At 68.4% G+C, this 22,621-nt stretch carries 23 protein-coding genes; 14 read left to right on the plus strand and 9 right to left on the minus strand.

Going from position 1 to position 22,621, the window contains the following annotated elements; translation table 11 throughout:
- Positions 1–169 precede the first annotated feature (169 nt).
- Positions 170–733 (plus strand): peptidase S14, encoded by a 564-nt coding sequence (locus tag AC07U0_RS14810; protein ID WP_492947680.1) that lies wholly within the window; start codon positions 170–172, stop codon positions 731–733.
- 44 nt (positions 734–777) lie between these two features.
- On the opposite strand, the gene AC07U0_RS14815 is transcribed toward AC07U0_RS14810, so the two are convergent.
- Entirely contained in the window at positions 778–1,548 is a 771-nt protein-coding gene (locus AC07U0_RS14815; protein ID WP_494720760.1) for an exodeoxyribonuclease III, read from the minus strand.
- Positions 1,549–1,744: 196 nt separating this feature from the next.
- On the opposite strand from AC07U0_RS14815, the gene AC07U0_RS14820 reads away from it, so the two are divergent.
- Together AC07U0_RS14820 and AC07U0_RS14825 are read left to right on the plus strand one after the other, a co-directional pair.
- Positions 1,745–1,924: a CsbD family protein gene (locus AC07U0_RS14820; protein WP_494720761.1), complete on the plus strand. Its 180-nt coding sequence runs from the start codon at positions 1,745–1,747 to the stop codon at positions 1,922–1,924.
- A gap of 145 nt (positions 1,925–2,069) precedes the next feature.
- Positions 2,070–2,975, plus strand: coding sequence for a DUF1206 domain-containing protein (locus tag AC07U0_RS14825; RefSeq protein WP_494720762.1), 906 nt, complete (start codon positions 2,070–2,072; stop codon positions 2,973–2,975).
- Positions 2,976–3,118: 143 nt separating this feature from the next.
- Here AC07U0_RS14825 and AC07U0_RS14830 read toward each other — a convergent pair whose 3' ends face one another.
- Positions 3,119–3,550, minus strand: a complete 432-nt coding sequence (locus AC07U0_RS14830) for a pyridoxamine 5'-phosphate oxidase family protein (protein ID WP_492947684.1) — start codon at positions 3,548–3,550, stop codon at positions 3,119–3,121.
- 272 nt (positions 3,551–3,822) lie between these two features.
- On the opposite strand from AC07U0_RS14830, the gene AC07U0_RS14835 reads away from it, so the two are divergent.
- The 3 genes from AC07U0_RS14835 to AC07U0_RS14845 all read left to right on the plus strand — a co-directional run bounded on the left by AC07U0_RS14835 (position 3,823) and on the right by AC07U0_RS14845 (position 8,551).
- Complete coding sequence (locus AC07U0_RS14835; protein ID WP_494720763.1) at positions 3,823–7,113, plus strand: DEAD/DEAH box helicase; 3,291 nt, start codon at positions 3,823–3,825, stop codon at positions 7,111–7,113.
- Positions 7,114–7,179: 66 nt separating this feature from the next.
- Positions 7,180–7,665 (plus strand): hypothetical protein, encoded by a 486-nt coding sequence (locus AC07U0_RS14840; RefSeq protein WP_494720764.1) that lies wholly within the window; start codon positions 7,180–7,182, stop codon positions 7,663–7,665.
- 379 nt (positions 7,666–8,044) lie between these two features.
- A complete protein-coding gene (locus tag AC07U0_RS14845; RefSeq protein WP_492947687.1) occupies positions 8,045–8,551 on the plus strand; it encodes a pyridoxamine 5'-phosphate oxidase family protein in 507 nt (168 codons plus the stop codon).
- An 81-nt stretch (positions 8,552–8,632) separates the two neighbouring features.
- On the opposite strand, the gene AC07U0_RS14850 is transcribed toward AC07U0_RS14845, so the two are convergent.
- Positions 8,633–12,007, minus strand: coding sequence for an error-prone DNA polymerase (locus tag AC07U0_RS14850; protein ID WP_494720765.1), 3,375 nt, complete (start codon positions 12,005–12,007; stop codon positions 8,633–8,635).
- 191 nt (positions 12,008–12,198) lie between these two features.
- Between AC07U0_RS14850 and AC07U0_RS14855 the strand changes: the two genes are divergently transcribed.
- The gene (locus AC07U0_RS14855; RefSeq protein ID WP_494720766.1) at positions 12,199–13,848 is read left to right on the plus strand and encodes an FAD/NAD(P)-binding protein; all 1,650 of its coding nucleotides are present in this window, start codon (positions 12,199–12,201) and stop codon (positions 13,846–13,848) included.
- A complete protein-coding gene (locus tag AC07U0_RS14860) occupies positions 13,845–14,375 on the plus strand; it encodes a DUF1543 domain-containing protein (RefSeq protein WP_494720767.1) in 531 nt (176 codons plus the stop codon). Before AC07U0_RS14855 ends, AC07U0_RS14860 begins: the two co-directional genes overlap by 4 nt.
- A gap of 16 nt (positions 14,376–14,391) precedes the next feature.
- On the opposite strand, the gene AC07U0_RS14865 is transcribed toward AC07U0_RS14860, so the two are convergent.
- Genes AC07U0_RS14865 through AC07U0_RS14875 form a run of 3 tightly spaced genes read right to left on the minus strand, consistent with a single transcriptional unit; the run spans position 14,392 to position 17,160 of the window.
- Positions 14,392–14,967: an alpha-ketoglutarate-dependent dioxygenase AlkB gene (locus tag AC07U0_RS14865; RefSeq protein WP_494720768.1), complete on the minus strand. Its 576-nt coding sequence runs from the start codon at positions 14,965–14,967 to the stop codon at positions 14,392–14,394.
- Positions 14,964–16,487, minus strand: a complete 1,524-nt coding sequence (locus tag AC07U0_RS14870) for a Y-family DNA polymerase (protein WP_494720769.1) — start codon at positions 16,485–16,487, stop codon at positions 14,964–14,966. The genes AC07U0_RS14865 and AC07U0_RS14870 overlap by 4 nt, the downstream gene beginning before the upstream one ends.
- Positions 16,402–17,160 (minus strand): ImuA family protein, encoded by a 759-nt coding sequence (locus AC07U0_RS14875; protein WP_494720770.1) that lies wholly within the window; start codon positions 17,158–17,160, stop codon positions 16,402–16,404. Before AC07U0_RS14875 ends, AC07U0_RS14870 begins: the two co-directional genes overlap by 86 nt.
- A gap of 226 nt (positions 17,161–17,386) precedes the next feature.
- Between AC07U0_RS14875 and AC07U0_RS14880 the strand changes: the two genes are divergently transcribed.
- Entirely contained in the window at positions 17,387–17,569 is a 183-nt protein-coding gene (locus tag AC07U0_RS14880; RefSeq protein WP_494720771.1) for a hypothetical protein, read from the plus strand.
- Positions 17,570–17,640: 71 nt separating this feature from the next.
- On the opposite strand, the gene AC07U0_RS14885 is transcribed toward AC07U0_RS14880, so the two are convergent.
- Positions 17,641–18,036 (minus strand): DUF3597 domain-containing protein, encoded by a 396-nt coding sequence (locus tag AC07U0_RS14885; protein WP_492947695.1) that lies wholly within the window; start codon positions 18,034–18,036, stop codon positions 17,641–17,643.
- A 77-nt stretch (positions 18,037–18,113) separates the two neighbouring features.
- Positions 18,114–19,151, minus strand: a complete 1,038-nt coding sequence (locus tag AC07U0_RS14890) for an alpha/beta hydrolase (protein ID WP_494720772.1) — start codon at positions 19,149–19,151, stop codon at positions 18,114–18,116.
- Positions 19,152–19,280: 129 nt separating this feature from the next.
- Here AC07U0_RS14890 and AC07U0_RS14895 point away from each other — a divergent pair, with 129 nt between their 5' ends.
- The gene (locus AC07U0_RS14895) at positions 19,281–20,165 is read left to right on the plus strand and encodes an SDR family oxidoreductase (RefSeq protein WP_494720773.1); all 885 of its coding nucleotides are present in this window, start codon (positions 19,281–19,283) and stop codon (positions 20,163–20,165) included.
- A gap of 19 nt (positions 20,166–20,184) precedes the next feature.
- On the opposite strand, the gene AC07U0_RS14900 is transcribed toward AC07U0_RS14895, so the two are convergent.
- Complete coding sequence (locus tag AC07U0_RS14900; RefSeq protein ID WP_494720774.1) at positions 20,185–20,565, minus strand: hypothetical protein; 381 nt, start codon at positions 20,563–20,565, stop codon at positions 20,185–20,187.
- Positions 20,566–20,718: 153 nt separating this feature from the next.
- Between AC07U0_RS14900 and AC07U0_RS14905 the strand changes: the two genes are divergently transcribed.
- From AC07U0_RS14905 to AC07U0_RS14920, 4 genes are all read left to right on the plus strand, one after another.
- Complete coding sequence (locus AC07U0_RS14905) at positions 20,719–21,279, plus strand: type 1 glutamine amidotransferase domain-containing protein (RefSeq protein WP_494720775.1); 561 nt, start codon at positions 20,719–20,721, stop codon at positions 21,277–21,279.
- Between the two features lie 67 nt (positions 21,280–21,346).
- Positions 21,347–21,625, plus strand: a complete 279-nt coding sequence (locus AC07U0_RS14910; RefSeq protein ID WP_494720776.1) for a SemiSWEET family sugar transporter — start codon at positions 21,347–21,349, stop codon at positions 21,623–21,625.
- A gap of 202 nt (positions 21,626–21,827) precedes the next feature.
- Positions 21,828–22,022 (plus strand): hypothetical protein, encoded by a 195-nt coding sequence (locus AC07U0_RS14915; protein ID WP_492947702.1) that lies wholly within the window; start codon positions 21,828–21,830, stop codon positions 22,020–22,022.
- A 13-nt stretch (positions 22,023–22,035) separates the two neighbouring features.
- Entirely contained in the window at positions 22,036–22,485 is a 450-nt protein-coding gene (locus tag AC07U0_RS14920; RefSeq protein WP_494720777.1) for a hypothetical protein, read from the plus strand.
- Positions 22,486–22,621 lie beyond the last annotated feature (136 nt).

The following is a 22,621-nucleotide window of genomic DNA, read 5'->3' on the forward strand; positions in this document are numbered from 1 at the left end:
CGGGTGATCGGCGGTCCGGGGAGCTTCCTCCGTTATGGCCGGACCGCCGCCTTCCCGCCTTGTCCTGTAAGCGCTGAAGGCTGCCGGGGGCCGGATCTGTGAAGTGACGGATTCTCTGGAACCTTGCCGCCGGTGCGGCGCTTCGCCGGGCCCGAGCTGATTTCACGCCATGACCGAACTGACCGCAACAGACTTTCTCACGCCCCGCATCGCCCTGGCCGGACCGGTCGACTACGCCATGTACGACCGGTTCCGCGAGCAGTTCGACCGGGCTCCGAGCACCGGACTGGTCGTGATCGAACTCTGCACCCTCGGGGGCGATCCGGAGGTGGCGCGCATGATGGGGGAGGATGTCCGTTTCCACAGTGACGCCATGCCCGACCGGCGCGTGGTGTTTCTCGGCAAGGCCGCCATCTATTCGGCGGGAGCGACCTTCATGAGCTTCTTCGCCCGTCAGAACCGCTATCTGACGCGGGGCGCCCGGCTGATGATCCACGAGCGCAAACTGTGCAAGACCCTGGAGATCAACGGGCCGCTCACCACCTGCGTGGCCTCGGTCAAGGCGACCCTGCACGAGATCGAACACTCCATCGCCATCCAGAACGAAGGCTTCGAAAACCTCATCTTCGGATCCCAGGTGACGATGGACGAGGTGCTCCGCCGAGCGCCGGAGAACTGGTACCTGGAGGCCCAGGAGGCGAAGACGCTCGGGCTGATCCAGGGCGTGATCTGACGTCGGAGTCGAGGTCGTCGAGAGAGGGCTCCGGCGAGGTCTCCTCAGGTCAGTTCGATCCAGACGGGGGCATGGTCGCTCGCCCCCTCTTCTCCGCGAACCCGGGCGTCCACGCCGGCGTCGGTCAAGCGGCCCGCCGCCGGGGGATTGAGCAGCAGATGATCGACCCTCATACCCGCGTCGCGCGCCCACGCCTGGCGGAGATAGGGCCAGAAGGTCCAGGGCGGCGTCTCTGGAAACCGTTCGCTCAGGCCGTCCGTCCATCCCTGTTCGAGCAGCCGTGCGAAGCCGGCGCGGCTCCCGGGCTGGAGGAGGGCGTTGGTCCTCCAGGAGCGGCTGTCATAGATGTCGGCTTCGGTGGGGACGACATTGTAGTCGCCACACAGGACCACCGGGGCGTCGAGGCCGACGAGCCCTGCGGCATGATCGATCAGTCTGTCCAGCCAGGCGAGCTTGTAGGCGAACTTCGGGCCCGGAAAGGGATTGCCGTTGGGCAGATAGAGGCCGCCGATGAGCACGCCCTGGACCGCGGCCTCCAGATAGCGGCTCTGGCCATCCGAAGGATCGCCGGGAAGCCTGCGGCGCGTGACGATCGGGGCGCCGATCCGCGACAGGATGGCGACCCCGTTCCAGCGCGGCTCTCCCTGCCACACGGCGTCGTAGCCGCAGGCGCGGATCGCCGCGTCCGGAAACTGGCGGTCGGTCGCCTTCAGTTCCTGCAGACAGACGATATCCGGTTGCTCCGCCTTTAGCCAGGCGATGAGATTGGCGAGCCGCCCGTTCACGCCGTTGATGTTGAAGGTCGCAATCCTCAAGGCGGTCCCGGGGTACGGCGGGTGAACAGGCGCGGGCGCCCCGATCCGGCAATCGCCGGCGACCCTTTCGGTTCCTCAAGGCGGTTCGGTCGGCGCTCAGGGTCGGCAGGAACTTCGAGGGCGCGCGGGCTTTCCGCCTGTGATCGCCGATCGTGGCGGTCGCCGGCGCCGGCATGGCGCAGAGGAGATCAGGATCATGAGCAAGGAAGGCATCGAGGGCGCGACCCAGAAGCATGTAGGCGAAGCCAAGGAAGGCATCGGCAAGGCCATCGGCAACGACAAGATGGTCGCCGAGGGCCTGGGCGATCGCGCGGCCGGCGCGGCCAAGGAAACCGTCGGCAAGGCCAAGGACGCGGTGCACAAGGCGACCGACTGACCGATCGGTCGCGTATCGAAGGGCCGTCCGCCGTTTCGCGGGCGGCCCTTTGCGGCTTCGGCCGCGGGGCGGTCGCCCCGAACGGCCTCGAGGGGGTCGACGGCGGATGGTCTCGCGGACGGGCGAGCGGGAATGGGGACAATGGATGGATATCACAGTCTGGGCGATCCAGGGCATTGATCGTCTGAAGGGACGGCGGCGCGGTCTCCTGGGCTGGAAGCGCGCCCGGGGCGGGCTCTCCCTCGACACGCTCATCGAGTATGCCGCCCGTCTCGGCTATGGCGCCCGGGGCTTCGTCTATGTTTCGGTGGGGCTTCTCACACTCGCGGCGGCGCTCGATCGGACGGGCCACGCGGTGGGGAGCCGGGGCGCGGTCTTCTGGCTCGCCGAACAGCCGTTCGGTCGCGTCTGGCTGATCGCCCTGGGCCTCGGGCTGTGGGCCTTCGTCGGCTGGAGGGTGCTCCAGTCCGTGTTCGACGCCGATCGGGAGGGACGGACGCCCAAGGCGCTGCTGCTGCGGGCGGGCCAGGCGGCCAGCGGTGTCTTCTACGGTCTGCTCGCGGCGGGTGTCTTCGAACTCCTCGACGAGGTGGGGCCGAAGATGGCGCTGGAGGATGTGGAGGAAAACCGGCGCAAGGCCGAGATCCTGCTGGCCCTGCCGTTCGGCGATCTGCTGTTGATGGGGGCGGGAGCCGTGATCCTTTCGGTCGGGGCGGGCAACATCATCAAGGGCTTCAGCGCCGACTTCGGCGAGGCCCTGGTCTGTTCGGACCGGCTCTGCGGTCCGCTGACGATGGTGGCCCGCGCCGGCTATATCGCGCGCGGCTTCGCCTATATGCCGCTGGCGCTGCTGGTCTTGCTCGCGGGCTGGCGGGCGAGCGCGGCGGAGGTGGGAAGCTTCGGCTCCTCTCTCGACGCCCTGGAGGCCCAGCCCGGCGGCTGGATCATGTTGGCGCTGACCGCCTTGGGGCTGGTCGCCTTCGGCCTTTTCGCCTTTGTCGAGGCGCGGTACCGGCGCATCCGGCCGCCACGCGACTACAGCCCAGTGTGAGGGGCGTGAACATCGGCGCGCACAGGCTCGCATGGGGACAGATGAACCGCGACGACCGAGGCCGAGGCCAAGGCCGGGCGCCTGGCTCTGGGCGCTGAACCCCTGTCCGCAGGCGAGACACGGAGCTCGCCTGCGGCGTCAGGTTACAACGACAGTTCGCCCTGATCCTCGCCATCCCAATAGGAGAGGCGCGAGGCATGGGCCTTGATCAGGACCAGGCCGGGGGTGTCCACGCCCTGCGGGAACCAGCGATCCAGACCCTTGGTCCAGTGAACCTCGAACAGGGCCTTGTCGCGGATCAGCTCCGCGCGCGCCTCGACGGCGATGAAGATCCCCGGCTTGCCCAGAAGGCCCTTGTCCCCCGACAGGGTCAGGCCCACGACAGGATCGGCTTGGATGTCGGAAACCATGTCCGTGTCTTCGGTCGTGAAGAACCAGCTGTCGCCGTCGTAATCGACTTCGCGATTGTTGCTCATGGGGCGGGACGCCAGGGCGCCGCTCTGGCTGCGCGTCGTCAGCATGGTGAAGTCGATGTCGCGCATCTTCTTGGCCAGCTCTTTCAGGATCAGTTTCATTATCGTTCTTTCTTGCGGAGGCGATAGAACCCCCCAGCCGGGCGGATGATCCCGAAGAGGGAAGGCCCGGGCGGTTCGCGCCCCCGGGGCGGAGCGCGACGCCTTGCGCTACAACGACGGGGCACCTGAAGCTGGCATGGGGCAGGTCTGCCCTGGACTGTTTGTCCTGTGGGGGCGCTCCACCTCCCATCCCGTCGTCGATGTCACAGAAATCCTTGCGGCGAAGCTGAACCTGACGGTCGCGGTCGAGTTCGGCACAGACGAGGATCTCAATGACACCAGCTTCCCCTTCAGCCGCCGTCGGCCAGCACCACCTGGGTTCCGGCGGCGCGCCTGCCCTGGAGGCCGTGGCCCCGAGGCGGATCCCGCCGTCCGCCCTAGCGGCGAGACTGATCGACGCTCTGCCCCGGGCCGCCGAACCCGTGCTCTTCATCGCCGCGACCGAGCGGCGCGCTGATGAGGTTGCGCACGCCCTGGCGGCCCTCGCCGATGATCGGGAGGTGCTGGTTCTGCCGCCGTGGGACAATCTTCCCTATGATCGCGCTCCGCCCTCCCGCGAGAGCATGGGGCGGCGGATGGCGGTTCTCGCGCGGCTGACGGACCAGACCGACCGCGCCTGGATCCTCGTCACCTCTCCCGAAGCGCTCGTTCAGCGGACACCGGCGCCGCACGATGCGGGCCTTCGCCGCGAAATCGCACGGGGCGATGATCTGGATCGGGACGCCTTGGAGGCCTTCCTCCAGCAGGCCGGCTATATCGCCGACGAACGCGTCGACGAGGCCGGCGAGGTCGCGATCCTCGGCGCCGTGATCGACATCTTTCCGGCGGACGCCGCCCGACCGGTGCGGGTCAGTCTCGATCCCGAGGGACGCATCGACCAGATCCGGCGCTACGACCCGGTCAGCCAGCGCACCGATGACGAGCTGGAGCGGGTCGTGATCTTCGCGGCCGCCGAGCCCCTTCAGACCGCTCTCGCCGCCTCGAACACCATGACGGACGCCGAAGGCCCGACGGACAGCCCCGATGTTGCGGCCCTGACCGACTATCTGCCGGCCCACCTGACCGTCTTCGCCGAGCCCGGGGCGGACGAGAACATGCAGGCGTTTCGGAGCCAGATCGCCGACGCCTTCGAGACCCGGCTGCAGTTCACGGAGGGATCACGGCTCTGGAGCGAGGATCGGATCTATGCGCCACGGGAGCAAACCGCCGATCTCCTGACGAAGGCGATCGGTCTGGACCTCGACGACATCGCGCCGGCGCCCCGGTTCGCCGCCTCGAAATCTCCGGGCCAGGCCCTGAAGCGCTTTCTGGCTGAACGGCGAGGGGCCGGATATCGCATCGTCGTCACGGGGTTGCCGCATGAGCTGAAGGTGGTCGGCCGCACCCTGAAGCGCGTGGGCGTCGATCCCGTCGAGCGTCTGGAGGCCTGGGCGAACCGGGATCGGCTCAAGGCTGACGCTTGTGCACTGCTGGTCGCCGATATCGAGAGCGGCTTCGTCGCGGACGCAGACAGGCTTGTGATGCTGACCTGCGCCGACATTCTCGGGGGACGTCTGGCCCAGCGGGCGGACCAGGTTCCGGACGCGTTCGGCGAGACCGAGCTGCGCCTCGGGGATGTGGTCATTCATGAGGACCACGGTCTGGGCGTGCTGACGGCGCTTGAACGGGTCCAGGCCGGCGAGGCCGAGCGCGATGTCTTGCGCCTTGAGTATCACGGCGGCGCCTCCATCCTCGCGCCGATCGAGGATTTCGGGCGCATCTGGCGCTATGGTTCCGAGGCCGCCGCTGTGACCCTGGACCGGTTGAACACGCCGGCGTGGCGCACGCGGCGGGCGGACGTCAGTCGCGAGATCGACGCCGCGGCCGAGGCGTTGGCCGCCCTCGCGGAGGCGCGCGCCCGTCAGACGACCGACCCCGTGGCGCCGTCCTCGGCGGTCATGGCGAGGTTCGCAGCCGGCTTCGCCTTTCCGGAGTCAGCGGATCAGGCCGGCGCCATCGCGGCGGTGCTGTCGGATCTGGCCGCGGGCCGGCCGATGAACCGGCTGGTGTGTGGCGATGTCGGCTTCGGCAAGACGGAGGTGGCCCTGCGGGCGGCGGCCGCCGTCGCCGCGACCGGACGGCAGGTGATGGTGGTCGCGCCAACGACCATCCTGGCGCGGCAGCATTTCGAGGGGTTTCGCAGGCGAATGGCCGCGATCGATGTCCAGGTCGGCCACCTGTCGAGAGCGACCGATGCAGGGGAGGCGGCGCGCATCAGGGCCGGGCTGGCGGACGGGTCGATAAGGATCGTCATAGGAACCCAGGCCCTCGCTTCGGAGGAGGTGGTCTTCTCTGATCTGGCGCTGGTCGTCATCGATGAAGAGCATCGCTTCGGCGCCCGTCTGAAATCCGACCTCGCGTCGAGGGCCCCGCATCTTCTGAGCCTGTCCGCCACCCCGATCCCGCGAACCCTGCAGGGGGCGCTGGTCGGCCTTCAGGACGTCAGCATCATCGCCAGCCCGCCCGCGCGTCGGCGGCCGGTCCGAACCTTCATCACATCGTTCGATCCGGCGTCTGTTCGCCTGGCGCTGATGCGCGAGCACGGGCGCGGCGGCCAGAGCTTCTTCGTCGCCCCGCGCATCGAGGATCTCGGACCCCTGACCGAGCAGCTCGCCGAACTGGTCCCCGAGCTTCGGCTCGTGGTCGCCCACGGCAAGCTGAAGCCCTCCGAACTGGAGGAGGCGATGGCGCGCTTCGCCGACGGCGACGGCGATGTCCTGCTCGCCACCAGCCTCATCGAAAACGGCCTGGACATCCCGCGCGCCAACACCATGCTCACCTGGCGACCGGATCGCTTCGGCCTGGCCCAGCTTCACCAGCTGAGAGGACGGGTGGGGCGCGGGCGGCGACAAGGCTTCGCCTACCTGCTCTCGGATCCGGACGCGCCGCTGTCCGGGACCACCCTGGCCAGGCTCCAGACCCTCGAAGCTCTGGACCGGCTGGGCGCAGGTTTCGCGCTCAGTGCGCGCGATCTGGATCTGCGCGGCGCCGGGGACCTGATCGGGGAAGAGCAGGCGGGCCATATGCGTCTGATCGGCGCGGCGCTCTACCAGGACGTCATGGCGCGCGCCCTGCGCGCAGCGAAAGGCGAGAGGGTGCCGGAGCCGCCCCGGCTCAGCCTGGGCGCGACAGGCCATATTCCTTCCGAGTTCGTTCCGGATCCGACGGTGCGCATCAACCTCTACAACCGCCTCGCGCGCCTGACGGAAGCGGCGGATGTCGATGCTCTGCAGGACGAGATCGAGGACCGGTTCGGGCCATTGCCCGAAGCCGTCCTCACCCTCTTCGACGCCTGCCGGGTCTCGGCCCTGGCGGCGGCGGCGGGCGTGACCGAGGTGACGACCGGCCCCAGGGCGACGGCGTTCCGCTTCGCCGACGATCGCCGGGGTGCGCTCCAGGCCTGGGTGGCAGGCGCTGCCGGGATGCGCTGGTCCACCGACCGGCTCATCGTGGACGTGGCGAACGATCGTCCCCACGATCCCGCCTTCCTTGAAGCGCTGTTGTGCGACCTAGCCGCCGCCTGAGGGCTTCGCTCCCGGGTCGAGCGTGTTCGTCGTCGCGGTCGGCCCGGTCTACAAAGGCCACGGGTCATGGAACTCAAAGAGCAGGGTTCGGTTGAGGAACTGGAGCGTCTGGGATGCCGCTCCAGGCTTCTGGGGAGAAGCGGAGGCCCGTCGCGGTTCCAGTCGCGGCGGGCCTTTGTGCGCGTGAAGTTCCGCTTGGGCCCCAACTTCCGTCAGCCGGCGTTGTTCTTGACGGGGCGCTTGCGTCTTGAGGTCCGGAAGCGGACACTGTCCCGTCGCCTGGGGCAAGGCGAGTGCGGCCGGACGCCATCGCCAGCGGAGGCCGGGCGTTTCGGCTGGCGCAGCGGTGGACGCGTGACCTACGTCTGTTTTATCGAAACCCGCACCTCCGCCGTGCCGCATATGGAGCGAATGGTCTCCCTCACCCTGAGCGAGGCGGTCCAGGAAGCGCGCGACCTCATGCGATTGCACGCCTCGGCGCGGGCCGGTCACATCTTCAAGGGCGACCATCGCCTGGAGACGGTCATCGCTGAAGATCCGGAGGCGGTTTGAGCCGCGCCGCCGCTCTCCAGAAGGCCGCCATCTGGCGGTAAGCCGAGCGCCTGAACGCTTCAGGTTCATCTGAAGCGAGCGCCTCCAGGGCCTCGGCGAGACTCAGACAGTCCTCGGGGGTCTCCATGATGGGGAAATTCATAACCTCCGACAGGGTTCACACTGGACGGTAAGAACGCCGGAGGTCCTCGTCCGGTGTCTGACCGGGGCGGCCTGGTCGTTTTTCTGGTCGATCCCTCAACCTCTTTGATGCGGTCCGCGTCCGGAGCCTCTCCGGGGCGTGACGTCACGGCTCCGATCCGGGCGTCAGGAGGGGGCTTCGGGCGGCAACGTCCGGCGAGCGGCGGCGTTGATCCGGCTCAAAGCACAGGAGAGGCCCGTGAAAGAGCGGCAGGACGACAACCCCAAATCCCCCGAGGAGGTGCGCGAGCGCATCTGGGAGCTCGCGGACAAGATCGACATCTGCATGTTGACCACCTGGGACGGCGCCGACCAGCGCAGCCGGCCTCTCTCCGCGCGTGTCCGCAAGGACGAACACCGGATCTATTTCCTCGTCGATGAGGCCGGAGAGAAGAACAGCCAGATCGATCGCTTCCCGACGGTCTCATGCGCCTGGGCGGACAACGCCAACTACAAATACGTCCTGATCTCGGGCCAGGCGGCGCTGAGCAATGATCGTGGCAAGATCAAAGAGCTCTTTACCAAGGCGGATGAAGCTTGGTGGGAAGACGCCGAGGATCCCACGATCCGGGTTCTCACCCTGACGCCTGAAAACGGCGAGCTGTGGGACAGTCCCGGCAAGGCCGTCGCCCTCGCCAAGATGGTGGCGGCCGCGGTCACCGGCGCGGCGCCCCAGATGGGCGACAACGCCAAGGTCGATCTCTGATCAAGGCGGTGAACGCCTGGGTGTCGAAAGGCCTCAGGCTTTCACCGGCGCCGGCCGGAGGGGTTCCACGGCGCCTGGGCCTCATCGGAAGTCGCGCGGCTTGAGCCTGAGCGTGTCGATGTGCAGATCGGGGATGTAGATGTCGCGGGCGCCCATTCCCGCCGGTGAGGGACCGGCGGGTGGCTTGCTCGCGGGTGGCGGGTTGGCGGGCGACGGGCCGGGCGCGAGAGAACCGGCGGAGGAGGCGTGGATCGATGCGGACCGGGGCGGCAGGTCGCGCTGATCGGGCGAGCCGCCGTGAGCGAACTCGTCCCCGCGTCCCGTGGTCAGGCGGAAGTCCGTGTCCCGGCCGCTGATCGTGGTCAGTCGCGCCGAGAGATCGAACAGCTTGTAGACGACGATGTGAACCACCTCGCCCTCGCGCTGGATGCGGCCGTGCACGCCGAGCAGGGAGGCGCTGAGGATGACGCCCCGGTTCTCCTCATAGAGTTTGGGCCAGATGACCAGATTGGCTACCCCGGTCTCGTCCTCCAGGGTGATGAACATCACCCCCTTGGCCGAGCCGGGTTTCTGCCGGACGAGAACGAGGCCGGCGATGCGGGCATAGGCCAGGTCCCGCGCCTGCGCGGCCCAGGCGCAGCTCTCATAGCGCTCGACGGCGAGACCGGCGCGCAGAAAGGCGAGGGGATGGTCGCGCAGGGTCAGGCCCAGATGGCCATAGTCTTCGACCACCTCATGACCCTCGCTCAGGGGTTTGAGGCGGACCGGATCTTCACCGACCTCGGCGATGATCTCCTCTTCGCGCGCCGAGGCGGCGGCGAACAGGGGCAGGGGGGCGTCGCGCAAGGCCTTGATGGCCCAGAGCGCGTCCCGACGCGCCAGTCCCAGGGCAGGCCGAAAGCCGTCGGCCTCGGCGATCCGGACGAGGCTTGAAGCGGGCGCCCCGGTTCGCCGCCAGAGATCGTCGACCGAGACGAAGGGCCGGTCGGCCCGGGCGCCGACGAGCCGGGCGGCGTCGCCGTTGGCCAGGCCCCGGATCAGGCGCAGACCCAGCCGGACGGCCCAGGTGTCCGGCGCTCCAGTTGGCTCCAGGGTGCAGTCCCAGCGTGAGGCGTTGACGCAGGGCGGGCGGATCTCGACGCCGTGTTCGCGGGCGTCACGGACGATCTGGGCGGGCGCGTAGAAGCCCATGGGCTGGGCATTGAGCAGGGCGGCGCAGAAGACGTCCGGGTGCCAGCATTTCAGCCAGGACGAGGCATAGGCGATCAGGGCGAAGGAGGCGGCATGGCTTTCCGGGAAGCCGTAGGAGCCGAAGCCTTCGAGCTGACCGAAGGTCCGGACGGCGAAGTCCTCCGTATAGCCCCTGGCGACCATGCCGTTGACCAGCTTGTCCCGGAAATGGCTGACTCCGCCGGTGAATTTGAAGGTCGCCATGGCTCGGCGAAGCTGATCGGCCTCGGACGGGGTGAAGCCGGCGCAGTCGATGGCGACGCGCATGGCCTGTTCCTGGAACAGTGGCACGCCCAGGGTCTTGCCCAGCACCGCCTCCAGCTCGGGCCTGGGATAGTCGATCGGCTCGCGGCCCTCGCGGCGGCGCAGATAGGGATGGACCATATCGCCCTGGATCGGGCCCGGGCGAACGATGGCGACCTGGATGACCAAGTCGTAGAAGGTGCGCGGCTTGATCCGGGGCAACATGGCCATCTGGGCCCGGCTTTCGATCTGGAAGACCCCCAGGGTGTCGGCGCGGCGGATCATGGCGTAGGTGCGCGGGTCCTCGGCCGGTATGGTCGCCAGGTCGAGGTCGATGGCCTTGTGGACCTTCAGCAGGTCCAGGCCGCGCTTCATACAGCTCATCATGCCCAGGGCCAGGCAGTCGACCTTCATGAATCTCAGCGCGTCGATGTCGTCCTTGTCCCATTCGATGACCTGACGGTCCTTCATCGCCGCCGGCTCGATCGGGACGAGTTCGTCGAGCCGGTCGCGCGTCAGGACGAAGCCGCCGGGGTGCTGGGAGAGGTGACGCGGGGCGCCGTGGAGCTGGCGGGCCAGGTCCAGCGTCAGGCGAAGGCGACGGTCCTCCAGGTTCAGGTTGAGCGCCTGGGCGTGTCTGGCCTCGACCCCGTCCTCGGACCAGGACCAGACCTGGGAGGAGAGGGCCTTGGTCAGGTCTTCGGGCAGCCCCAGCGCCTTGCCGACATCGCGGATGGCCCCCTTGGCGCGGTAGCGGATGACGGTCGAACACAGGGCTGAGTGGTCGCGGCCATAGGTGTCAAACACCCACTGCATCACGATCTCGCGGCGCTCATGCTCGAAATCCACGTCGATATCGGGGGGCTCGCGCCGCTCCTCGGAGACGAACCTTTCGAACAGCAGGTCGTTGCGGGCCGGATCGATGGGGGTGATGCCCAGAACGAAGCAGACGGCGGAGTTGGCCGCCGAGCCGCGGCCCTGGCAGAGGATGTCGCGGCTTCGGGCGAACCGGACGATGGAGTTCACCGTCAGGAAATAGGGGGCGTAGTCGAGCCGTTCGATCAGCCCGAGCTCGTGCCTGAGGGCGGCGCTCACCCTGTCCGGCACGCCCTCGGGATATCGTCGCGCGGCGCCCTCCCAGGTCAGTTGCGCCAGGGTCTGCTGCGGCGTCATGCCCGGGGTCGAGACCTCATCGGGGTACTGATACCGGAGCGCATCCAGCGAGAAGCGGCATCGGTCGGCGATCTCCAGCGTCCGGGCCAGAGCCTCCGGATAGTCCCTGAACAGCCGATGCATCTCCGCGGCGGGCTTCAGATAGCGGTCGGCGTGCCGCTCGCGCCGAAAACCGAGTTCGTCGATGGTGCAGCCATGGCGGATACAGGTGACGACATCCTGCAACAGCCTGCGATCGGGGTGATGAAACAGGACGTCGTTGGTCGCGACCGTGGGAACCCCGGCCCTCGCGGCCAGGCGGGACAGCCGGTGCAGACGCAGCGCGTCGCCCGGCCGGCGGCGCAGGGTCAGGGCCAGATAGGCGCGTCCCGGGAACAGAGCGCCGAGGGTTTCCAGGTCCCCCGCGCAACGCGCGTCCGCCTCATCCGGGACGAGGACGGCGAGCAACCCCTCGGCATGGTCCGCGACATCCGCCCATCGCAGGACGCACCGGCCCTTGCCGCCGCGCCGCTTGCCCAGCGACAGCAACCGGCACAGCCGGGCATAGGCGGGACGGTCCGTGGGATAGACGAGCAGGCTCGTCCCCTCGGCGAGATCCAGGCGGCAGCCGACGATCAGGCGCACGCCGGTGATCCTGGACGCCTCCCAGGCGCGCACGATCCCGGCGACGGAATTGCGGTCGACGACCGCCATCGCCTCAGTTCCGCAGACGGCGGCCTGGCTGAACAGCTCCTCGCAGCTGGACGCGCCCCGCAAAAAGGAAAAATGCGAGGTCGTCTGAAGTTCGACATAGCGCGGGGTCTCATGCACTCTGTTCCTGTAATGTTCTCTTTCGCCTCGCGCCAGTGTCCGGCGTCGGGCTTAGGAACCGCATCGGCTTCGGGGACTTTTGAAGACCGAATGGAGACCGTCTTGTTGCGTATTCTCATCGTCGGACGCGCGTCCGACATCGCGGCCTTGGTGAGCCCCGCCGATCGGGATGCGCGTGACCGTGGGCGCCCATGAGCCCCGCCGTCGCCTTCGTCGGCGCGGGTCCTTCCACGGTCTACGCCCTGGCGGCGTTGCTGGAGGACGCCGATACGCCTCTCAGACTTGAGATTTTCGAGGCGCAGGGCCGCGCCGGCCCCGGCGCGCCCTATTCGCCGGAGCGGAACACGCCGGCCATGCTGTCCAATATCGCCAGTGTCGAGATCCCGCCGGTGACCGAGACCCTGATCGCCTGGCTCGAACGTCAACCCGTCGACCGGTTGGCCGTGATGGGCCTCGCGCCGCAAGATCTGGACGACCGCCGCTTCTATCCGCGGCTGGTTCTGGGCCACTACTACGCCGATCAATTCGACGCACTGGTCGAGCGCGCCCGGAGCCGCGGCTGGCCGGTTATGGTGCGGACCGGAGCGCAGGTCACCGATGTCCGCATCGTCGATGGCGGGGTGCAGATTTCCAGCCAGGGACCGGGCACGCCGACGGCCAGCGCACGCTTCGACCACGTCGTTCTGGCGACGGGGCATCAATGGCCGTCGCAGTGGCGGGCTCGGCCCGGCTATCTGCCCAGCCCCTGGCCGGTCTCCACCCTGGACGCCGTTCCCGCGACCCGGGTGGGGGTGCGGGGATCGTCCCTGACCGCCATGGATGTCGCGGTCGCCCTGGCCCTGCGATACGGCGAATTCGTCGGCGAGGAGAGGGCGCTGGAATACCGGCCGCGCCCGGGCGGCGACGGGCTGCATCTGACCCTGATGTCGCGCAAGGGACTGCTGCCGGAGGCGGACTTCTATTTTCCGCTGCCGCATGCGCCCTTGAAGGTCTGTACGGCCGAGGCGATCGACGCCCTGATCGCGCGCGAGGAGGGCGATCTGCTCGACGCCGCCTTCGCCCTGTTCCGACGCGAGCTCGTCCTGGCCGACCCTGACTACGTCGAGGAGATGGGACTGGCCGAGGCGACGCCGGAGGACTTCAGCAAGGCCTATTTCGCGCCGAGGATGATGCAGGATCCGTTTGTCTGGGCCCGCGCCAACCTCGAGGAGGCGCGCCGTAACCATCTGAGCCGGACCACGGTGCCGTGGCGGGACGCCATCCTGCGGCTGCATGAGGTCTTCGGGCGCATCGTCCCGCATCTGCCGCCGGACCAGCGCGGCCGGTTCGAGCGCCATCTGAAACCGGTCTTCGTCGACAACTACGGCGCCGTGCCCCACGAAGCCATCGCGCGTCTTCTGGCGCTTCACGACGCAGGCGTTCTGGAGGTGCTGGCGCTGGGGGAAGATTATGAGCTGTCGCTCGACCGTCCCGGCGGCGGCGCGCGCCTGTCGATCGCCGGGCGTCAACTGGAGTTTCCGGTGCTGATCGAGGCGCGCGGCCAGCAGGCGCTCGGCGCCCTGCAGTTCCCCTTCCTGTCGCTGCTGGAACAGGGGGTGGTGCGCGACGGCGCCGATGGCCCGGGCGTGGCCGTCGACGACGCCTTTCAGGTGACCGCGCCGGGCCTTGCGGCGGGGCGTCTGTTCTGCATCAGCCTGCCGTTCCTGATGTCGCGCCGGCCGTTCGCCCAGGGCCTGACCAGCGCCTGGGAAATGGGCCGCACCGTCGCGGCGGCGCTGGCGTCCTCGCTTCGGGACGATAGGATGATCCGCTCCATCCCCCGAAAGGCCCTGACCGCATGACGCCCAGACTGTTCGCGATCTATATCGGCGGTGAGCATCCGGGCGCGAATATCGAGGTCCACGACATCCGTTTCGTCGTGGCGGCCGCGCTGGAAGCCACCTATCCGAACTTGAGAGCGCAATGGTGGGGACGGCCGGGCAGCCTGCACATCGACGGCTGGGCGGAGATCGACCGCGCCGACGGCTATCGTGTTTCGCTTCGGCCGGAGCCGGCGGAGGGGCCGCTCAAACTCTTCTATGTCAATCTCGGCGGCTATGACGCGACCGACTTCGTCGAACGTCACCGCAATGTCTTCGTCGTGGCGGAAACCGTCGCCCAGGCCAAGGCCAAGGCCGTCAAGCGGGCGCGGGATTGGATGGAGCCGCACCGGGACGACCTCTATGAGGCTGAACAGGCCTTTGGTCTGGAGGCCTCGGTGGAGGCGGCGAAGCTCCATATCCATCTGACGCCGGATCCTTCAGCTGGGGACCCTGCGTTCACGACGGCCTATACGCCCATCCGGTCGGCGGCGAAGTCGGACCTCTGAACCCCGCGCCGCGGGCTCAACGCAGACTGCGGAAGGTCACCGCGTAGCGCCGGGTCTCGCCCGGTGGAATGCTGTGCTCCCAGTCGTCCCGGACCGGCCCGGCCAGCCGATAGACGGACCGGGGTTCGAGACGCACCGTCCTGCGCTCCCAGCCCGACGTCGTCGGTCGCCTGAACCTCAGGGGCGCCGCCGATCCGAGGGAGACGCCCACGATCTGGTCGTAGTGAGGACGGTCGCGATGCCATCCGATGCCGGCGCTGGGCGGATAGTCGATGATCAGCGCCCGGGACAGGGCGTCGGGCGTGAGGCCCGCGAACCCGGCCGCCGCGTCGCGCAAAGGGATCAGCCACGGTGGAAGCCCGTCAGGGTGTGACAGACCCTCGGACCCGTCACTGACGCGGGAGCCGAAGGCGACGACCCTGCGGTTGGCCTTGAAACCGCGGAAGTCGAACGGCTCGAAGTCGAGCGAGTCGAAGCGGTCGATCAGGTCTCCCTCCATTTCCGGCGAGATCAATCGGGGTCTGTAATCGAAGCCCTCCGGAGCAACTGGAGCCAGCCCCGGAAACAAGGGCAGATCAGCCGGCACGGTCATCCGAAAATCCCGTGAACGAACCAGGTGAGGTCCCCGGTGGCCGGTCGCTCGCCGTCGCCCCGCCGAAACACCCAGAAGCGTTCGCCGGTCTCGTCCTCGAGCTGGAAATAGTCGCGCACGGCGTCCAGTTCTCCGTCACGCCGCCACCATTCGCCGAAAATGCGCTCGGGTCCGTCGGCGCATCTGACCCGACGCCGGCGGCCGCGCCAGGTGAAGGCCACTGGCGGCTGATCGGGCAGCAGCGCGACCGCTGCGATGGGCTCGGGGCGGGGCAGGAGGCGACCGGGTCTCGGCCAGCGGATCGGCCAGGTCTCTGCAACGGGAGCGGCGGTGGCCGCGATGCGGCGCACGCCGCGCTCAGGCACATCGCTCTGGGCCGGAGCGAGGCGGTAGAGCCGTCCGGCGCCGATCCGGTTGGCCAGGATATCGACGAGGTCGCCGACGTCGTACGGGGGGGGCGCCGTCAGGTCGCCGCCCGCGCTTTTCCAGCCCAGGGGCTCCACCTCGGGCGCGGCCAGAACCATGGCCTCGACGCCCAGGCCCGGATCGAGGGTCTCCAGCTTGTCGCAAAGCAATCGTGACAGACGGCGGATGTCGCGCACCGGCCGGGCCTGGCGCGTGCGGATCACCTCAATGCGGCGATCCACCCGGTGAAACCGCAGGTCCAGGGTTCGCGCGCCCACACCGTCCGTCTCCAGCGCCGCGCACAGGGCCTCGACCAGTTTGACCGTATAGCGGGCCAGGGTCTCCGGCGCGCCGATGGGCTCGGCGAAGACCCGACGGACCTGAACCAGTTCGGGCGCCTCGACCGGTTCGATCGGCTCGGCGCCGCGGCCGGCGGCCTGATCGAGGCGACGCAACAGCGCGGGACCGAACCGCAGCGTCAGGGCGGCGCGCGGCATGGCTTCGATCTCGCCGATGGTGTCGATACCCAACCGGGCCAGGGCGGCGCCGACATCATCGGTGATCCGCAGCGCCCGGGGCGGCAAGGCCGCATAGGCCCGTCCGCCATGACCGCATGGAAGAACCAGCGTCGGGCGGGCCGCATGGCGGGCGAGCGCGTGGGCGGCGCCCCAGGTGTCGGCCATGGCGGCGCATGCCGTCAGGCCGACGGCGGCGCAGTGGGAGACGAGATCGTCGACCAGGCCCTGGTCGCCGCCGTGACGATGGGCGGCGCCGGACACGTCAAGCACCAGACCGTCAGGCGGATCGGCCGCGACGACGGGCGAATAGCGACGCAGGGCCCAGAGCGCGAGCCGTTCCAGGTCGGCGAGGTCCCGTCCGGGGTCGGCGTCGTGCACGATCAGACCGGCGATCAGGGCGCGCGCCTGTGTCGCCGCCATACCGGCGTAGACGCGTTGGCGCATGGCCGCGACATTGGCGGCCACGACACTGCGTCGTCGCCCGACACGGCCGATCACCACAAACGGCCGGTCAGGCGGCGGCGCGTCGTCGCCCAGTCGACGGCGCGCGCGATCGATCGGCCAGTTCGGCAGGTAGAGCGAGACGACCCTGGTCATCACAGGCGTCCAGTTCGAAATCGGCGCTGTCGCCGCCCTTGCATCGGATCAGCTCCACCGCCCACCGGGCGCGGCCGACGCCGGCCACGGGCAGGGCGGCGGACGGGAGCGGAGTGATCCGCCAGCGGGTCAGGGCCGCGGTGGGTTGTCCGAAGTCCGCGACCTCGGCCGGCCTGCGCCAGCGGCGGACGACCAGACCCGTGACCCCGGCGCTCTCGGCCGCCAGCTGCAGGCGCCGCGACGCCGTCATGGACAGGCGAGACACCTCGCCCACCACACAGCCCAGGCCCCGGTGGCGCAGGCCTTCTTCCATACAGGCCAGAACCGAGGCCTCGTCCTCGGCCTCGACGTAGATGACGCGGTTGGAGGACAGGCCGGCCTGCTCGAGCGCGGGGGCGAACAGATCGCTTCGCGTCACGCACCAGAGCACCTGACCGTGGGTGCGCGCGGCGATGCCTGCGGCGAACAGGGCGGGGGCGCATCCGTGCAGGGCGCCGTCGCCTCCGCCGGCGAACTCATGCAGGGCGCCCAGGGCGAGACCTCCGCCAGGCAGCCGACGGTCCACGCTCTCGATACCGAACGGCAGATGGGACCGGTCCCCACGCGCTCCGGCTTCCAGCCGCGCAATCTCCTCGCGCAACGCAGCCAGGATGCGAGGGGAGGTTTGCGGCATAAGATCGGGAACGGTAAGTCAGGGATCATGTTCCCTTTTTGTTCTGTTTGGCGAGGGAGAATGTCAAGGCGCCGCAGGTCTTGTCTTGGGGACAGGTCTGGGGACGACCAGGGCGAGGCCGACCAGGCGAGCGGCGTGGGGGGCCTGCGTTCGCCACCGGGCACCGGAACGCGATCTTCTTTGAAGAGCCGCGGTGTCGCTGCGGCGCAAGGAACAGGAGGCTTTCATGACAGACGTCACACAGGATCCCGCCGCCGGCAAGGACATGCCCCAGGACGGCGACGCCGGCACGAAGCGCCCTGATCAGGGCGGCACGAACCAGCCGGCCCAGGAGCCGGGCGAGGCCGCGACCGGCGGCGAGGGCTCAGCCGGCGCCGGCGGGCCGGACGGCTTCGGCACCGGGACCTGATCTTCAGGTCAGATGCAAAAGCGGCCGGTCCCTCGCGGGGCCGGCCGTTTCGCTGTCGGGAGAGTTTCAGATCAGTCGCGGAGCGACGCGGGGACCTGGCCGCCGTTCTCGGCGAGCTTGGCCCAGACGGCCCTGGACAGGGCGATGTTCTGCTCGGCCGAGCCGTGCGCCCCGGCGTGGACGTTCAGCTCTTCGGCCAGTTCCTTGCGCGCCTCGAGGCTGGAATCGAGGTCCAGCAGTTTGAGCAGGTCGACGATAGAGGTGCGCCAGTTGCCGCCACCGTCCTTTTGCGCGGCCAGATCCTCCAGCACGGCCTCGACGTCGACCGGCGCGGCGGGCGCTGGTGTCGGGGCGGGCTGGGGCGCGGTTCCCGCGCTGGGCGGGATGGGCGACGTCTGGGGCGCCGTAGGCGCGGCCTTGGGCTTGTGGCCGGTGATCTTGTCCCAGATTTTCGAAAAGAGGCTCATGGCGATGTCCTGTAGGGGCTTTTTCGAAGAAGCGGAGACGGGGCGAGCCCCGCCTCCGATGCTCGGGTAACGCGCGATCAGATCGGCAGGATCGCGGTGCCGAACGCCTTTTTCAGGTCGTGAGCGGCGAAGGTTTGTGCGGCCGCTGCATCAGGCACCACCAGACCCATGCCGAAGAACTCGTGGGTCGAGCCGCTGAAGGTCTTGGCCCGGACGTCGACGCCGGCCGCCTCCAGCTTCTCGGCGAGGGTCTCGCCCTCGGTGCGTAAGGGATCGATCTCGGCGGTGATGACGGTGGAGGAGGGCAGGCCGCGCAGGTCGGCGGCGCCGACCACATTGATGCGCGGGTCGGCGGTTTCGCTCTGGTCGTTGAAGGTGTGCTTCACGAACCATTCCATCATCGGCTTGTTCAGCGGCTTGGCGGCGGCGTTCTCGACATAGCTTTCGGTCGTCATGTCATTGCCGACCAGCGGATAGACCAGCACCTGATGCGCCGGGGCCTGCAAACCCTGATCGCGGGCGGCGATGGAGACGTTGATGGCCAGGTTGCCGCCGGCGCTTTCGCCCATCACCGCGACCTTGCGCGGATCGCCGCCGATGGTCTGGGCGTTGGCCAGAGCCCATTTGTACGCCGCGATGGCGTCATCGTGAGCGGCGGGAAATTTGTTCTCGGGCGCCTGGCGGTAATGGACCGACAGGACGACGACGTCGGCGAAGCGGCTGATCCCGCGCGGGCCGCCGTCGTAGACGTCAAGGTCCGCGATGACGAAGCCGCCGCCGTGGAAATAGACGACCAGGGGCTTGAGATCGTCGCTGTCGAGGTTGGGGCTGTAGATCCGGGCCTGCAAAGGACCCGCGGCGCCGTCGATGGTGATGTCGCGGGTCTGGATGCCCAGCGTCGGGTCCTCGTCCTTGATGGTCTCACGCAGGATCTGCTTCACAGCATCGGTCGGGGTCGGCTGCAGGCGCGCCTCCTGCGGCGACAGGGTCTCGATCGGCTTGCCGCCCAGACCGGCCAGGGTGTCGAGCACCTTGCCCATCATCATGTCGGGCTTGGCGGGGGTGTCGCGCCGCGCGTCTTCGTCGCGGCCCAGAATCTTGTCGAGGATGGACATTCGAACTTCTCGTCTTGGGTGGGGGATCAAAACCTAAGCCCTTCAGAGTCGGAACGTTCCTGCGTCCGAAAGCGGACGGAACCCCTCCTCCTGCGAGGCGGTTGAAGCGGACCAGACCGGAGTGATCCCATGGCCGCCTCCAACCCCACGCCCCGCTATCCGACCCCGCCGTTCCCGGAGCAGAAGCAGCCTTGGCCCGGACTGGCATCGAAGATGGAGCCTCGGCCGGACCATGGGGAAGAAAGCTACAAGGGCTCCGGAAAGCTGGCCGGCAAGCGCGCCCTGATCACGGGCGGCGACAGCGGCATCGGCCGGGCCGCCGCCATCGCCTTCGCGCGCGAAGGCGCCGACGTCGTCATCAATCACCTCCCCGAAGAAGAACCCGATGCGCGCGAGGTCATCGACCTGATCACCGCCGAGGGCCGCAAGGGGGTGTCGATCCCCGGCGACCTGCGCGACGAGGCCTTCTGCCGCCGCCTGGTCTCCGAGGCGGTCGAAGCGCTGGGCGGACTCGACATCCTGGTCAACAACGCCGCCCGCCAGCAGACGCGGCCGTCGATCGCCGACATCAGCGCCGAGGACTTCGACGCGACCTTCAAGACCAATGTCTATGCGCCCTTCTGGCTTTCGAAGGCGGCGCTGGAGGTCATGGGCGAGGGGGCGGTGATCGTGAACACCGCGTCCGAACAGGCCGGCGATCCGTCCGAAGACATCATGGACTACGCCATGACCCGGGCGGCGGTGCTCAACTTCACCAAAGGGCTGGCGACCCAGCTCGCTTCGCGCGGGATCCGGGTGAACGCCGTGGCGCCCGGTCCCTTCTGGACGCCGCTGCAGGTCAGCGGAGGAGCCACGCCCGAGAAGCTGAGGAATTTCGGCGCGTCGAGCCCTTTCGGACGGCCCGGCCAGCCCGCCGAGATCGCCGGGCTCTATGTCGCCGCCGCCGATCCGGCGCTCAGCTATTCGACCGGCCAGATCTTCGCGGCGACTGGCGGCAATCGCCAACCGGCCTGAAGACGGCCGCAGACGCGGCTCAGGCTGGGCGGCAGGGGTAGCGGTCAGCGAACCAGGCGCGGACGCCGTCGTTCAGCGACATCTGCCGGCGTCGGCTGGCGGGGATGCTGTTGAGGAAGCCCAGAAACTGGCGCGGCTCGAGCGAGATGCGATCGGTCGGGCAGGCGAGGGGGGCGCGGCCCGCTGCCCGCGCCTGCCGGATGTCTCCCATGACCGTCTGGATGCTCCTCTCCGCCTCGCCCTTGAGCCTGTAGGCGTCGGGGCGAAGCATGGAGGTGGCGTTGAGCGGGACCCGATTGGCGCGCTGGACGAAGTCGTCGAGATTGCCGGTCGCCTGCGCCATGGCCGAGCCGGCCAGAACCGTCAGCGCCAGCCCCACGGTCAGAAATCCCGCGCGCATGCCCGTTTCCCTCGCTTGTTTATACCAACGCTAATCTCGAACGGGCCGACGGACCACACAAAATCGCCTGTGTCCGGACCCGCACTGAACCCTCGCGCGGCGACGTCGTTTTGAAGTCCCGCAACCCCGCACAGCGCTTTGAGGAGAAGACCGATGGCTGGACGACTGAACGGAAAACGCGTGGCGGTTCTGGCCACCGACGGCTTCGAACAGGTGGAGCTCACCCAACCCGTCGAGGCCCTGAGGGGGGAGGGCGCGACGGTCGAGATCGTCTCGCCGAAGGCTGGAGAAATCCAGGGTTTCAAGCACCATGACAAGGGCGATAAGACCCCGGTCGATCAGATCCTGGAAGAGGCGTTCGCCGGCAACTATGACGCCCTGGTCCTGCCGGGTGGAGTGATCAACCCCGACGCCCTGCGGCTGGAGCCGATGGCCATCGCCTTCATCGCCGACATCCACGCCGCCGGAAAGCCGATCGGCGCCATCTGTCACGGCCCATGGACCCTGATCAACGCCGAGGCGCTGGATGGCCGGCGCGTGACCTCCTGGCCGTCGCTTGAAGCCGATCTGCGCAACGCGGGCGCCCAATGGGTCGATGAAGAGGTGGTGGTGGATCAGGGTCTGGTCACCTCGCGCAAGCCGGACGATCTGCCCGCCTTCTGTGCGAAGCTGATCGAGGAGATCGCCGAGGGCCCGCACACGGGCACGGCTTGACCGGCAAGGGTTCGGTCATGACGCTGATGACCGGAGCGGCCTGGAGACGGGCCTGGAGACGGGGGGCATGAGCACCCTCGTCGCCAATGCGGTCGGTTCGGCGGCGGCAATCTGTTCGATCACCAGCTTCGCCCCGCAGATGATCAAGATCTGGAAAGAGAAGGACGCCGACTCGGTCAGTCTGAAGACCTCTTCGCTGACCGTCGCCTGCTTTCTGCTTTGGATCGCGTACGGCCTGCTTACCAGCGCCTGGCCGATCGTGGTCTCCAACGGCTGCGCCTTCCTCATGGCCTTGGGCGTGCTGATCATGAAATGGCGCGTTTCCATCGCCGCCGCGAAACCCTGACCCTATGGACCGCGACCGCAAGCGACAGATTCTCGCCGCCGAAAACCGCGAGCGCCTGGCCCGGTCGCTGGCGGCCCATGGCGTCTATGTCATGGGGGGGCTCGGGTCTCATGGCGTCAGCCCCGGCGGCGTCGCCGATGAGGACGCAGGCGTCGGCGCCGAACCTTCAAACCGGACGTTGGAACCTTCAGGAGGAGAAACCATGACAAACCATCCCAAACGCGACGCCGATCCCTCGACGCCGCATGCCGTCCGGGCGCCGCGTGAAGCCGGGACGCCGGATCAGCTCAAGGATCATGCGGCCGAGGCGGAGAACCGGCAGGAGGCCCTGATCGACGAAGCGGTGGAGGAGACCTTCCCCGCCAGCGATCCGGTTTCGGCCAAGCGGATCACCTGATCCGGAGGTCGGAATGCCAAGGCTCAAGGTCTTCACCTGGTCCGACGGCTTTCACGCCTTCACAGTGGCCACGACGTCGCGCGTCAAGGCGCTCCGGGCCTGGGGCAGCGAACAGGATCTGTTCCAGACCGGTCTGGCGCGCCAGATCACTGACGGTCCGGATCATGCTGCGGCCCTGAAGATCCCGAACCAGGTCGTCGTCCGTGGCGAGACGATCGACGTCGGCAAGGTCGCCCGGCCGCGTAAGCCGCGGCGGGAGGCCGGCGATGAGGCGCGGCGGCGGGCCATCTCGCGGCTGAAGACGCGGATCGGGGCGCTCGACGTGGAGTTCGAGGCCAGGATTGCGCAGATCGAAAGCCGCATCGCCGCCCTGAACGCAGAGCGCCAGGCTCTCGAACAGGACCGCTCGAAACGGCGCGCTGCGCTTCAATCGAAGCTGGAAGCCGCTCGAAAGGCCTCCTGAGCCGCCTTCTGTCCTTCAGACTTGTGTCCGCGCCCGGATTGATGGAACCGTCTCCTGAGGTAAAATCACGCGTTTTGCGCCTTGCCGAAGAGACCTGCCCTGCGACGCCGTCCTAGACCGAGAGTTTTCCGCCGGA

This window comes from Brevundimonas sp. GW821-FHT02A10 (genome assembly GCF_059422025.1).

Coding starts and splice junctions, on each gene's coding strand:
- AC07U0_RS14810 (WP_492947680.1), top strand. CDS start 170: ATGACCGAACTGACCGCAACAGACTTTCTCACGCCCCGCATCGCCCTG.
- AC07U0_RS14820 (WP_494720761.1), top strand. CDS start 1,745: ATGAGCAAGGAAGGCATCGAGGGCGCGACCCAGAAGCATGTAGGCGAA.
- AC07U0_RS14825 (WP_494720762.1), top strand. CDS start 2,070: ATGGATATCACAGTCTGGGCGATCCAGGGCATTGATCGTCTGAAGGGA.
- AC07U0_RS14830 (WP_492947684.1), bottom strand. CDS start 3,550: ATGAAACTGATCCTGAAAGAGCTGGCCAAGAAGATGCGCGACATCGAC.
- AC07U0_RS14835 (WP_494720763.1), top strand. CDS start 3,823: ATGACACCAGCTTCCCCTTCAGCCGCCGTCGGCCAGCACCACCTGGGT.
- AC07U0_RS14840 (WP_494720764.1), top strand. CDS start 7,180: ATGGAACTCAAAGAGCAGGGTTCGGTTGAGGAACTGGAGCGTCTGGGA.
- AC07U0_RS14855 (WP_494720766.1), top strand. CDS start 12,199: ATGAGCCCCGCCGTCGCCTTCGTCGGCGCGGGTCCTTCCACGGTCTAC.
- AC07U0_RS14860 (WP_494720767.1), top strand. CDS start 13,845: ATGACGCCCAGACTGTTCGCGATCTATATCGGCGGTGAGCATCCGGGC.
- AC07U0_RS14865 (WP_494720768.1), bottom strand. CDS start 14,967: ATGACCGTGCCGGCTGATCTGCCCTTGTTTCCGGGGCTGGCTCCAGTT.
- AC07U0_RS14870 (WP_494720769.1), bottom strand. CDS start 16,487: ATGACCAGGGTCGTCTCGCTCTACCTGCCGAACTGGCCGATCGATCGC.
- AC07U0_RS14875 (WP_494720770.1), bottom strand. CDS start 17,160: ATGCCGCAAACCTCCCCTCGCATCCTGGCTGCGTTGCGCGAGGAGATT.
- AC07U0_RS14880 (WP_494720771.1), top strand. CDS start 17,387: ATGACAGACGTCACACAGGATCCCGCCGCCGGCAAGGACATGCCCCAG.
- AC07U0_RS14885 (WP_492947695.1), bottom strand. CDS start 18,036: ATGAGCCTCTTTTCGAAAATCTGGGACAAGATCACCGGCCACAAGCCC.
- AC07U0_RS14890 (WP_494720772.1), bottom strand. CDS start 19,151: ATGTCCATCCTCGACAAGATTCTGGGCCGCGACGAAGACGCGCGGCGC.
- AC07U0_RS14895 (WP_494720773.1), top strand. CDS start 19,281: ATGGCCGCCTCCAACCCCACGCCCCGCTATCCGACCCCGCCGTTCCCG.
- AC07U0_RS14900 (WP_494720774.1), bottom strand. CDS start 20,565: ATGCGCGCGGGATTTCTGACCGTGGGGCTGGCGCTGACGGTTCTGGCC.
- AC07U0_RS14905 (WP_494720775.1), top strand. CDS start 20,719: ATGGCTGGACGACTGAACGGAAAACGCGTGGCGGTTCTGGCCACCGAC.
- AC07U0_RS14910 (WP_494720776.1), top strand. CDS start 21,347: ATGAGCACCCTCGTCGCCAATGCGGTCGGTTCGGCGGCGGCAATCTGT.
- AC07U0_RS14915 (WP_492947702.1), top strand. CDS start 21,828: ATGACAAACCATCCCAAACGCGACGCCGATCCCTCGACGCCGCATGCC.
- AC07U0_RS14920 (WP_494720777.1), top strand. CDS start 22,036: ATGCCAAGGCTCAAGGTCTTCACCTGGTCCGACGGCTTTCACGCCTTC.